Annotated in this window: 9 protein-coding genes; 5 read left to right on the top strand and 4 right to left on the bottom strand. The window is 67.6% G+C overall.

Annotated features, from left to right (window positions below):
• From CG716_RS31215 to kstR, 3 genes are all read right to left on the bottom strand, one after another.
• Nucleotides 1-2,289 (bottom strand): PGRS repeat-containing protein (locus CG716_RS31215; RefSeq protein WP_337360784.1); only part of this gene is annotated, 2,289 nt, incomplete at its 3' end.
• 184 nt (nt 2,290-2,473) lie between these two features.
• Nucleotides 2,474-3,232 carry a trehalose-phosphatase gene (otsB, locus tag CG716_RS29125; RefSeq protein WP_094484626.1) on the bottom strand — a complete coding sequence of 253 codons (759 nt, stop codon included), beginning with the start codon at nt 3,230-3,232 and terminating at the stop codon, nt 2,474-2,476.
• A 7-nt stretch (nt 3,233-3,239) separates the two neighbouring features.
• Nucleotides 3,240-3,905, bottom strand: a complete 666-nt coding sequence (gene kstR / locus CG716_RS29120) for a cholesterol catabolism transcriptional regulator KstR (protein WP_094484625.1) — start codon at nt 3,903-3,905, stop codon at nt 3,240-3,242.
• A gap of 211 nt (nt 3,906-4,116) precedes the next feature.
• Here kstR and CG716_RS29115 point away from each other — a divergent pair, with 211 nt between their 5' ends.
• Entirely contained in the window at nt 4,117-6,225 is a 2,109-nt protein-coding gene (locus CG716_RS29115) for an acyl-CoA dehydrogenase family protein (RefSeq protein WP_094484624.1), read from the top strand.
• A gap of 35 nt (nt 6,226-6,260) precedes the next feature.
• Here the strand turns inward: CG716_RS29115 and CG716_RS29110 are convergent, their stop codons facing one another.
• Nucleotides 6,261-7,328 carry a ferredoxin--NADP reductase gene (locus tag CG716_RS29110; protein ID WP_094484623.1) on the bottom strand — a complete coding sequence of 356 codons (1,068 nt, stop codon included), beginning with the start codon at nt 7,326-7,328 and terminating at the stop codon, nt 6,261-6,263.
• A gap of 146 nt (nt 7,329-7,474) precedes the next feature.
• Between CG716_RS29110 and hsaA the strand changes: the two genes are divergently transcribed.
• Genes hsaA through hsaB form a run of 4 tightly spaced genes read left to right on the top strand, consistent with a single transcriptional unit; the run spans nt 7,475 to nt 11,028 of the window.
• Nucleotides 7,475-8,659 carry a 3-hydroxy-9,10-secoandrosta-1,3,5(10)-triene-9,17-dione monooxygenase oxygenase subunit gene (gene hsaA, locus CG716_RS29105; protein ID WP_094484622.1) on the top strand — a complete coding sequence of 395 codons (1,185 nt, stop codon included), beginning with the start codon at nt 7,475-7,477 and terminating at the stop codon, nt 8,657-8,659.
• A 12-nt stretch (nt 8,660-8,671) separates the two neighbouring features.
• A complete protein-coding gene (hsaD, locus tag CG716_RS29100; RefSeq protein WP_094484621.1) occupies nt 8,672-9,562 on the top strand; it encodes a 4,5:9,10-diseco-3-hydroxy-5,9,17-trioxoandrosta-1(10),2-diene-4-oate hydrolase in 891 nt (296 codons plus the stop codon).
• Nucleotides 9,559-10,458: an iron-dependent extradiol dioxygenase HsaC gene (hsaC, locus tag CG716_RS29095; RefSeq protein WP_094484620.1), complete on the top strand. Its 900-nt coding sequence runs from the start codon at nt 9,559-9,561 to the stop codon at nt 10,456-10,458. Before hsaD ends, hsaC begins: the two co-directional genes overlap by 4 nt.
• 3 nt (nt 10,459-10,461) lie before the next feature.
• On the top strand, nt 10,462-11,028 hold the full coding sequence (hsaB, locus tag CG716_RS29090) for a 3-hydroxy-9,10-secoandrosta-1,3,5(10)-triene-9,17-dione monooxygenase reductase subunit (RefSeq protein WP_094484619.1): 567 nt from the start codon (nt 10,462-10,464) through the stop codon (nt 11,026-11,028).
• Nucleotides 11,029-11,101: the final 73 nt, after the last annotated feature.

The following is an 11,101-nucleotide window of genomic DNA, read 5'->3' as shown; positions in this document are numbered from 1 at the left end:
GTAGGTGACCGAGCCCCCGTTGCCCCCGTTGCCCCCGTTGCCGCCGTCGCTGCCACCTGCGGCGCCGGTGCCGCCGTTACCGCCGTGCCCGCTCTCGTCTTGATGCGAGCCGAACGCAACGGCACTGCCCCCGTTGCCGCCGTTGCCGCCGTTCTGATAGCTGGTGGCAGGTGTGCCATTGGTACCGTCGCTACCTTCGGTGCCGCCATTTTGACCAGCGCTGCCGGCAGCGGAGGTGGTCGGTGGAATCGGCGGATTGACGACTTCAGCACCTGAGGCCCCGGTGCCGCCGGTGCCGCCAGTGCCGCCGCTGCCAAAGAGTGAACCGCCGTTGCCGCCGCTCCCGCCGGCGGTTCCGGCAGTGGTGCCGGCGTCGCTGCCGGAGCCGCCGCTGCCGCCGTTGCCGATCAGACCTGCGTTGCCGCCGTTCCCGCCAGCCAGTCCAGTGGACTCCGGCTCGCTGTTGCCGTTGCCTCCATCGCCGTAAAGCCATCCGCCGTTCGAGCCGTTCGGTGCGAGCGTCGAATCTGGCGTCAGACCGTTTCCGATCTCAAGATTGTCTCCGTCGTCCACAAGTTGCGTCTGGTTGCTGTGCCCGGCGGTGCCCGGTTGACCACTGGCTCCTGTGAGGCCGGAGCTGCCGGTAGTGCCATTGACCGCTGACGCGCCGGTGATGCCCGCAGATCCGCCAATCAGCCCGCCTTTGCCCCCAACTCCGGCATTACCGGCGAGTCCGCCCGATCCACCGCTGCCACCGGCCCCGCCCAGGCCCGCGTGACCGCCGGAACCGCCATTGGCTCCGACGTATCCGGTGCCGCCGTTGCCCCCATCGCCGCCCGTGGCCCCGGTCGCGCCGCTGCCACCGATACCGCCGCCGCCCGCCGCGCCGCCGGATCCTCCGAGGCCGTACAAAGCCCCGCCACGGCCGCCCGTCCCGCCTTTGCCGCCCTGGCCTCCGGAGGCCCCCGAGACGCCTTGACCACCGTTGCCACCGTTGCCGCCGGCCCCCGCCTGGCCGCCGGTCGGGTCCACCGCGAGCCCGCCGATACCGCCGTTCCCGCCCGCGGCACCGACGCCGCCGGTGCCGCCGCTGCCGCCGGCACCGCCGACCGCCGTTCCGCTGTAGGAGGCCGCAAGGCCGCCGGTTCCGCCGGTTCCGCCGGTGCCTGTGGAGCCCCCGGTCCCGCCGGCACCGCCGACACCGCCGACACCGAGACCGACGGCGGTCAAAGCGGCCTGCCCGTCACCGCCGTCGCCGCCGTTCTGGCCGGACGCACCGCTTGTCCCGGCGCCGCCGGCGTCGCCCGCAGTGGTGTCGACGGCCACCGCAGAATCGGCGGCGTCTCCGGGTGCCGGCCCCTGGTAGCCGATGCCGGTGGCCGCCGAGGATGTTCCCGGGGTGGGATTGACACCCACCCCGCCATGGCCGCCTGTCCCGCCGAAGCCAGCGGCACCGCCATTACCGAACAACGCCGCGGCGTTCCCGCCGTTCCCGCCACTGCCTCCGGTGCCCCCGGCTTGATTGCCGGCGCCGGCCGCGCCGTTCCCGCCATTTCCGCCATTTCCGCCGTCGCCGCGGATGGAGAAGAGTCCCGCCGAGCCACCTGTCCCGCCATTTCCGCCCGAGCCCCCCGCAGCGGTCGCCGCCCCGCCGTTGCCGCCGTTTCCACCGTTACCGCCGAACAGACCGCCAGTGCCGCCGGCGCCGCCGGCCTGACCGGCCAACCCGTTGCCGCCGTTGCCGCCGCTGCCCAGCAAGTCGGCGTTGCCCCCGTTGCCTCCGTTGAAGCCGTTGCCGCCGTTCCCGAAAAGGCCGGCGTTGCCGCCGTTGCACGCGACGGTGCCGGTGCAACTGGTCGACGAAAAGCTGTAACCATTGCCGATGAGCAGACCGGCATTGGGGTGCGACGCGGTGCCGTTACCGACGAAGATGCCGATGAAATCGGTGAGCGGGGTCAAGGCAGCGGCCACCGAACCGGTGTGGACCGGGCGGCGAGCTGGCGCCACCGCGGCAGTCTGCGAGCCGGTCGCCACCTCATCGCGAAGCTCAGCGGCCCCAGCAATAAGCGGCCGGCGCCCAGCGAGCGCATTGCGGTTGACATCGGGCGGGGTGGCCTGGGTCCTGAGGCGGGTGCGTGCCCGGGGACCGACGGCAGCCGGGGTGTGCGAGCCCTCGGTAGCCGACGTGTTCTGACCGTCCCGACTAGCGCCGTCCGCATGCGCCACACCGACCGCGGTGGTGGCCCCAAGACTGCCGGTCAGAATGCCGACTCCCAACCAGGCGCTCACAGCGAATGGCTGGATCCGGCGTGGTCGACTGCCGCGACGTGTGCCGCCTGAGCCCGAAAATTGGCGATGACCTGCCATTGTTTCCCCCGACTCGGCGAAAACCATCCGTGGACGGCTCACCCTAACAATTTGCCGCGCCGCGCCGTGTCGAAAGACGTCAGCCACGGACGGCGGGCCCGCCCGGCTAGCGTTGCCGGGCGTGCAGCAGAACCTCGAGCGCAGCTGCGACGTCGTCGGGGGAGTCGACGCGATAGTGGGCCAGGGTCTCACCCGCCCCGACTTTCACCCCGATATCGCCGTCGGTCAGCCTGCGAAATGCTTTTTCATCGGTGACGTCATCGCCGAAGAACACCGTCGCGTCGGCGTTGCTCTGGTCTCGCAGCCGCTCGAGAGCTTCACCCTTGTCGGTGTCGATTACGGCGAACTCGCGAACCGCTTTGCCCTCGGTGACGTGAATATCCCAGTCCCGCACCGCATTCAGCGCATCATCGAGCGCCTGCTGGGCGTGCTCTGGTGCCGCGTTGCGGACGTGGAAGGCCACGCTGGCCGGTTTGATCTCGACGCTCGCACCGGGATAGCGCCCGGCTAGCGCGGTCATCGTCTGCTCGAGCTTGGCCAGCAGCGCCTGGGCCGGCTCGTCGATCGCATCGAGGAACCCGGCATCGAACTCAGAGCCGTGACTGCCGACCAGGTGCACACCGGCCGGCGGCCCTGACAGCACCCGCAGATCGCGCAGCGCCCGCCCGGAGATCAGGGCGGCACTGGTGGACGGTAGCGCGGCCAGCGCGGCCAGCGCCTCGGCGGCGGCCGGGACAGGGCGGGCGTCGGCAGGGTTGGACACGATCGGCGCGACGGTGCCGTCGAAGTCGGATGCCACCAGTAGACGCGGGACGCCGGCGACCTTGATCAGCGCGCGGTGCAGATCCTCGGGCAGGTCGGGCACTGGAGTCCTAGGACTCGCCGTCGTCGCCGATCAGCAGCCGTACCGCCAAATCCAGGCGTTTGCTGACGTCGGTCGCCGAGGCCCGGCGGGTGAGCCAGGCCAGCAGGTTCGACAGCCACACATCGGAGATGACGCGGGCGATGTGGTACTGGTCCTCGGTCGGTTCGCCGTCGCTCATGGCGCGGGCGAACATGCTGTCGATGATCTTCTCGACGTGATCAACTTCACCGGCTGCCGACGCGTCGGCGAACACGTAAGCCCGTGTCATCGCCTCGGTCAGCAGCGGGTTGCGCTGCATGGCCCGGTTCAGCTTGCTGACCATGAAGTTCAGCCGCTGAAACGGGGAACCTCCGGCCACCACAGAGCGGTCGGTCTTGGAGTCGATGCGTTCGAACTCGCGCGCGAGCGCCGAGACCAGCAGGTGGACCTTCGACGGGAAGTAGCGATAGAGCGTGCCGACTGCCACGTCGGCGCGGTCGGCGACGGCGCGCATCTGGACGGCTTCATAACCGCCTTTGGAGGCGATGGCCATGGTCGCGTCGAGGATGCGTTTGCGGCGCTCACGCTGGGCTTCTGAGCCGAGTTCTGATTCGGCAAGAACTGACACCGGGATCACCTCACGTGGCTGCGAACCCGCACCGCCGGCCGACGATTTCTGCGCTGGCGATGACATTGGCTCGGTCAGCTCCTTCCAAGGGCCGTTTCTGGAGGAAACGATACGCATCGTTAGACTGCTCCGCGCACCCCTGCATCCCCCAGGACAGCCGCGTGTCCTGCTGCGATGCCGGTCGACTTGACTGGCGATCGCTGGCACTATTAGAACACGTTCTAGTGGGCCGAGAAGATCTTTCAGCCCCGTTCTTCGTCACCTCTAGGAGCCGACGGTGTCTGCGACCATCACCGATGAACAGTTTGCCGCCCGCGAGCTGGTTCGCAGCTGGGCTGCCTCGTCCGGCGCCCTGAGCGCTGTGCGCGACGTCGAACAGGGCACGCCGGACGCGTGGCGCCCGGTTTACAGCGCCCTCGCCGAGCTGGGTCTTTTCGGTGTCGCCGTGGCTGAGGACGCCGGCGGTGCCGGTGGCTCGATCCAAGATCTGTGCGCCATGGTCGAGGAAGCGGCGCGGGCGCTGATCCCCGGGCCGGTCGCGACGACGGCCGTGGCGACCCTGGTGGTCACCGATCCCGAGCTGCTCGAAGCGCTGATGTCGGGCGAGGCCACCGCGGGCCTGGCGCTGGCCGCCGACCTGCGTGCCGACGGCGGGAAGGTGACCGGCACCGCCGGGTACGTCCTCGGTGCGGACTCCTCGGGTGCGCTGCTGCTGCCGGTGGGGGACGAGATCGTCGTGGTCGACGCCGCCGCCGACGGTGTGACGGTCGAGCTACTGACGGCCACCGACTTCTCGCGCCCGCTGGCGAAAGTGACGCTGAATGCTGCCCCAGCGACCACGCTGGCGGTGACGCGGCGCAAGTTCGAGGACTTGACCGCCACCGTGCTGGCGGCCGAGACCGCCGGGGTCGCCCGCTGGACGCTGGACACCGCTGTCGACTACGCCAAGGTGCGCGAACAGTTCGGCAAGCCGATCGGCAGCTTCCAGGCCATCAAGCACATGTGCGCCGAGATGCTGCTGCGCTCGCAGCAGGCCGCGGTGGCCGCCGCCGACGCCGCGGTGGCCGCCTCCGGCAGTGACGACCAGCAGCTCGCCATCGCCGCCGCCATCGCTGCCGCGATCGGCATCGAGTCGGCGAGGGGCAATGCCAAGGACTGCATCCAGGTGCTCGGCGGCATCGGAATCACCTGGGAGCACGACGCTCATCTGTACCTGCGCCGCGCGTACAACATCGGCCAGATCCTGGGCGGCCGGCCGGCGTGGCTGCGCCGGGTCGGTGCGCTGACGCTGGACGGTGTGCGCCGTGAGCTGCACATCGACTTGGACTCCGTCGCAGACCTGCGGCCCGAGATCGCCGCGGCGGTGGCCGAAGTTGCCGCGCTGCCGGTTGAGCAGCGTCAGCCGGCACTGGCCGCCACTGGGTTGCAGGCACCGCACTGGCCCAAGCCGTACGGTCGGGAGGCCTCCCCGGCCGAGCAACTTCTCATCGATTCCGAACTGGCCAAGGCCGGCGTGCAGCGCCCCGATCTGGTGATCGGCTGGTGGGCGGTGCCCACGATCCTCGAAGGCGGCACGCCCGAGCAGATCGAACAGTTCGTGCCGGCCACACTGCGCGGTGACATCATCTGGTGCCAGCTGTTCAGCGAGCCCGGCGCCGGTTCCGATCTGGCCGCCTTGCGCACCAAAGCTGTTCGGGCCGAAGGCGGTTGGAAGCTCACCGGCCAGAAGGTCTGGACGTCGGCCGCGCAGAAGGCGCACTGGGGCGTGTGTCTGGCCCGTACCGATGCCGAGGCGCCGAAACATAAAGGGATCACCTACTTCCTGATCGATATGCGCTCGCCGGGCATCGTGGTCCGCCCGCTGCGGGAGATCACCGGTGACGAGCTCTTCAACGAGGTCTTCTTCGACGACGTCTTCGTGCCCGACGACATGGTGGTCGGCACCGTCAACGACGGCTGGCGGCTGGCCCGTACCACGCTGGCCAACGAGCGGGTCGCGATGGCGCAGGGCACCGCGTTGGGCAATCCGGTGGAGGAGATGCTCGAAACGGTCGCTGCGCGAGGCGAACTCGATACCGCGCTGCAGGACCAGGCAGGCAAACTGATCCTCTCCGCGCAGGCGGGATCACTGCTCGATCAGCGCATCGCGCAGCTAGCCGTCGGTGGGCAGGACACCAGCGCGGAAGCCAGCGCCCGCAAGCTGATTGGCGTGCGGCACCGGCAGGCGCTGGCCGAATTCCGGCAGGAGTTGTCGGAGTCCGGCGGGCTGACGGTTGACGGGTTCGTGCACGACTTCCTCAACACCCGTTGCCTGACGATCGCGGGCGGTACCGAGCAGATCCTGCTCACCCTGGCCGGCGAGCGCCTGCTCGGGCTGCCGCGCTAGGAGAACCGCGACACCCGACACACGCTCGCGCTGAGCTATTCGTCGTAGGTGACTGCCACCGAATCCGACTTCGGCCGGGCTTGGCAGGACAGAATCAATCCCTCGTCGATGTCGCTGGGCTCCAGGACGTCGTTGACGTCCATCTCGACCTCGCCGCTCCGTTTGACCACCGCGCAGGCGCCGCAGTGCCCCTCTCGGCACGAGAACGGCACGTCGAGACCCTTGTCGAGGAGCACGTCGAGCAGCTTGGCGCTGCGCGGCCACGACACGGTGTGAGACTGCCCGTCGAGTTCGACGACGACGGTGGCCGGCGGCTCGTCGCCATCGTCGGTGATCTTCACCGCGGCGAACGGGTCGGTATCCAGCGAGCGGAACACCTCGATGTGCACTTGCTTGGCTGGGACTTTCAGCGAGTCCAACGCCTCCTCAGCAGCCTTCATGAACGGCCCGGGTCCGCAGATGAACGCCTGCCGGTCGGTGTAGGGAGCCATCAACTGGCTCAGGGCCGGCACGCTCGGCAGACCCTGCACCGACTCCAGCCAGTGCACGACCGTCAGGCGATCGGGGTACTTGGCGGCCAGGTCGCGCAGCGTACTGCCGAAGATCACGGAGCGCTCGTCGCGGTTGGCGTAGATCAAGGTGACGTGGCCACCTGCCTCAGATAATGCCGACTTGCAGATGGCCAGCATCGGGGTGATCCCGCTGCCGGCCGCGATCAACAGGAAGTCGGCGTCGAGGGTCTTGGGGACGAAGGTGCCCGACGGCGCCAGGACGTGCATCTTCATGCCCCGGTGCGCGTTATCGCACAGCCAGTTGGACGCGTAGCCGTCGACAGTGCGTTTGACGGTGACGGTCAGCGCGCCGTCGGTGAAGGGCGAACTGCACAGCGAGTAGCAGCGGGCCACCGAACCGGTACGGTCGCTGGGGATGCGCAAGGTCAGGAACTGGCCCGGTGCGTAGCGCAGGCGATCGGCCGGAATGTCCGCACCGGCGGGCACGCCGAACACCAGAGACCGCGAATCATCGGTCTCCTCGACCACATCAGTCACTTCCAACTCGAGCACGTGGCTACCCAGTGGCTCGTCCGGTGGAACCTGCGTCACGTTGCTCAGCCTTCCCTCCAACCCAACTAGAACAGGTTACAGAAATCGGTTTACATATCGCTACCAGCCGCAGGCTCGCGCTGCTCGACACAAATCGTAACGTGTTCTAGTCTTGGTCGGAGTAACGCACTTCCGGGAGGCATGCAGTGACGTCCATTCAACAGCGTGACGCGGAGTCGGTTCTCACCGGCATCGACGAACTGCTGCCAAAGCTGCGCGAGCGCGCTCAGGAGACCGAAGACCTGCGTCGCATCCCCGATGCCACGATCGCCGAACTCGACGAGGTCGGCTTCTTCAAGCTGCTCCAGCCCGAGCAGTGGGGCGGGCTGCAGAGCGACCCGACGGTGTTCTATGAGGCGGTCCGCCGCCTGGCCAGCGCCTGCGGTTCGACTGGCTGGGTCGCCGGCATTCTCGGCGTGCACAACTGGCACCTGGCCCACTTCGACCAGCAGGCCCAGGAAGATGTCTGGAGCGCCGATCCGACCGTCCGGATCTCCTCGTCCTACGCCCCGATGGGCGCCGGCGTGGTCACTGATGGCGGCTACCTGGTCAACGGCGCCTGGCACTGGTCGTCGGGCTGCGATCACGCCTCCTGGACCTTCGTCGGTGGCCCGGTGATCAAGGACGGCAGGCCGGTCGACTTCGGCAGCTTCCTGGTCCCGATCAGCGACTACCGCATCGAGGACGACTGGCACGTCGTGGGCCTGAAGGGCACCGGCTCCAACACGCTGGTGATGAAGGACGTGTTCGTGCCGCGGCACCGGTTCACCTCCTTCAAGGCGATGGGCGATCTCGCTTCGCCCGGGCTGCAGACCAATACCGCCCCGGTCTACAAGATGCCTTGGGGGACAATGCATCCCACGACCATCTCGACTCCGATCGTGGGCATGGCCTACGGCGCCTACGACGCTCACGTCGAGCATCAGGGCAAGCGGGTGCGCGCCGCCTACGCCGGTGAGAAGGCCAAGGACGATCCGTTCGCCAAGGTCCGAATCGCCGAGGCCTCCAGCGATATCGACGCGGCCTGGGGCCAGCTGTCGGGCAATCTGGCCACCGAATACAAGCTGCTGCTGGCCGGCGAGGACATTCCGCTGGAGCTGCGGGCCAAGGCCCGTCGCGACCAGGTGCGCGCCACCCAGCGCGCGATCGCGGCCATCGACCGGCTCTTCGAGAGCGCAGGAGCCACTGCCCTGGGCACCGACACACCGCTGCAACGGTTCTGGCGTGACGCGCACGCCGGGCGCGTGCACGCAGCTAACGACGCCGAGCGCGCCTACGTGATGTTCGGCAACCAGGCATTCGGGCTGCCGCTCGGCGACACGATGGTTTAACGGGCACGCCCGATGTCGTCTTTCATCCAGGAAGTGGAGTCCCAGCAGGAGCTGACTTTCGAGTCCACCTCTCGCTATGCGCAGGTCCGCAGCGACATGCGGCTGCACTTTCACGAGGCCGGAGTCGGTAATCCGCAGACCGTGGTGCTGCTGCACGGCGGCGGCCCCGGTGCATCCAGCTGGTCGAACTTCTCGCGCAATATCGGCGTGCTGGCCACACGTTTCCTTGTGCTCGCCGTCGATCAGCCCGGCTACGGCCACTCTGACAAGCACACCGAGCATGAGCAGTACAACCGTTACAGCGCAACGGCTTTGCTGAATCTGTTCGACCATCTCAAGATCGAACGCGCGCATCTGGTGGGCAACTCACTGGGCGGTGGCACCGCGGTGCGTTTCGCGCTGGACAACCCCGAGCGCGCCGGGCGGCTGGTGCTGATGGGCCCGGGCGGCCTGTCGGTCAATTTGTTCGCGCCCGACCCCACCGAAGGTGTGAAGCTGCTGGGCCGCTTCACCGTCGACCCGACGCGCGAGAACTTGGAGAAGTTCCTGCGCATCATGGTCTACGACCAGAAGTTGATCACTCCCGAGCTGGTCGAGGAGCGCTTTGCGATCGCCAGCACGCCCGAATCGCTGGCCGCGGCACGGGCGATGGGAAAGTCGTTCGCGGGAGCTGATTTCGAGCTCGGCATGATGTGGCGCGACGTATACAAGATGCGCCAGCGCGTACTGCTGATCTGGGGCCGTGAGGACCGTGTCAACCCGCTCGACGGCGCACTGGTCGCGCTAAAGCAGATTCCGCGTGTGCAGCTGCATGTTTTCGGGCAATGTGGACATTGGGCTCAGTTGGAGAAATTCGACGAGTTCAACAAGCTGACCATTGATTTCCTCGGAGGTGGGGCATGACGCTAAAGGCGCTCGGCTATATGCGAATTGAGGCCACCGATGTGGGGGCCTGGCGTGAATTCGGACTGAAGGTCCTCGGCATGGCAGAGGGCGACGGGGCCATCCCCGATGCGCTCTATTTGCGCATGGACGACTTCGCCGCCCGCCTGGTGATCGTGCCCGGCGACCGGGACCGGCTGCTGATTTCGGGCTGGGAGGTCGCCGATGCGCCTGCGCTGCAGGGCCTGCGCGAGACCCTGGCCAAGGCGGGCGTGGACTTCGTCGAAGGCACCCGCGAGGAGAAGTCCGAGCGGCGGGTCGAGGGCCTGATCCGGTTCTCCGATCCCGCCGGCAACGTTCTCGAAGCGTTCCACGGTGCCCAGTACCTGGGTCGCCGTTTCGTGAGCCCCTACGGCCACAAATTCGTCACCGCCGAACAGGGGCTCGGGCACGTCGTGCTCACCTGTGACGATGACGCTGCCGCACAGGCGTTCTACCAGGATGTGCTGGGCTTCCGGCTGCGGGATTCCATGAGCCTGCCCCCACAGATCGCGGGCCGCCCGGCCGACGGGGATCCCGTGTGGTTGCGGTTCTACGGCTGCAACCCGCGTCATCACGCGCTGGCTTTCATGCCGATGCCCAACCCGACCGGCATCGTGCACCTGATGGTCGAGGTGGAGAACTCCGACGATGTCGGCCTGTGCCTGGATCGCGCCCTTCGCCGCAAGGTCAAGATGTCGGCGACACTCGGCCGGCACACCAATGACAAGATGCTGTCCTTCTACATGAAGACCCCCGGCGGTTTCGACGTCGAATTCGGTTGTGAGGGTTTGCAGGTCGAGGATCAGGGCTGGATCGCCAGGGAAAGCACCGCCGTCAGTCTGTGGGGGCACGACTTCTCCGTCGGGTTCAAGTAGCCGATGTCTGCGCCCTCGATCGACCCCCGCACGTTCCGTCACGTGCTGGGCCAGTTCTGCACGGGCATCACCATCATCACGACGGTCCACGAGGACGCTCCGGTGGGCTTTGCCTGCCAGTCGTTCGCGGCGTTGTCGCTCGAGCCGCCGTTGGTGTTGTTCTGTCCCACCAAGATGTCGCGGTCCTGGGCGGCCATCGAGGCCAGCGGAAAGTTCTGCGTCAACATCCTGCACGAGAAGCAGAAGGACGTGTCTGCCCGGTTTGGATCGAAGGAGCCGGACAAATTCGCTGGAATCGACTGGAGCCCAAGCAAACTCGGCTCACCCGTGATCGACGGCACGCTGGCGCATATCGACTGCACCGTGCACTCGGTGACCGATGGCGGTGACCACTTCGTGGTGTTCGGTGCGGTGCACTCGCTCTCCGAAGTACCGAAGAAGAAACCGCGGCCGCTGTTGTTCTACCGCGGCGAATACACCGGCATCGAACCGGACAAGAACTCTCCGGCACAGTGGCGTGACGACCTCGACGCGTTCCTCACCACCACCACCACCGATACCTGGCTCTAGACGGTATGGGGGCTGACTCGGGGCCGAAGGCCTCGGGCTGCAATCGGACGTGGGTTGCCGGTGTCGAGTGAAC

It is taken from the genome of Mycolicibacterium sphagni (genome assembly GCF_002250655.1).
Classification (GTDB): Bacteria; Actinomycetota; Actinomycetes; order Mycobacteriales; family Mycobacteriaceae; genus Mycobacterium; species Mycobacterium sphagni.
This window is presented reverse-complemented; position numbering and strand designations above follow the sequence as displayed.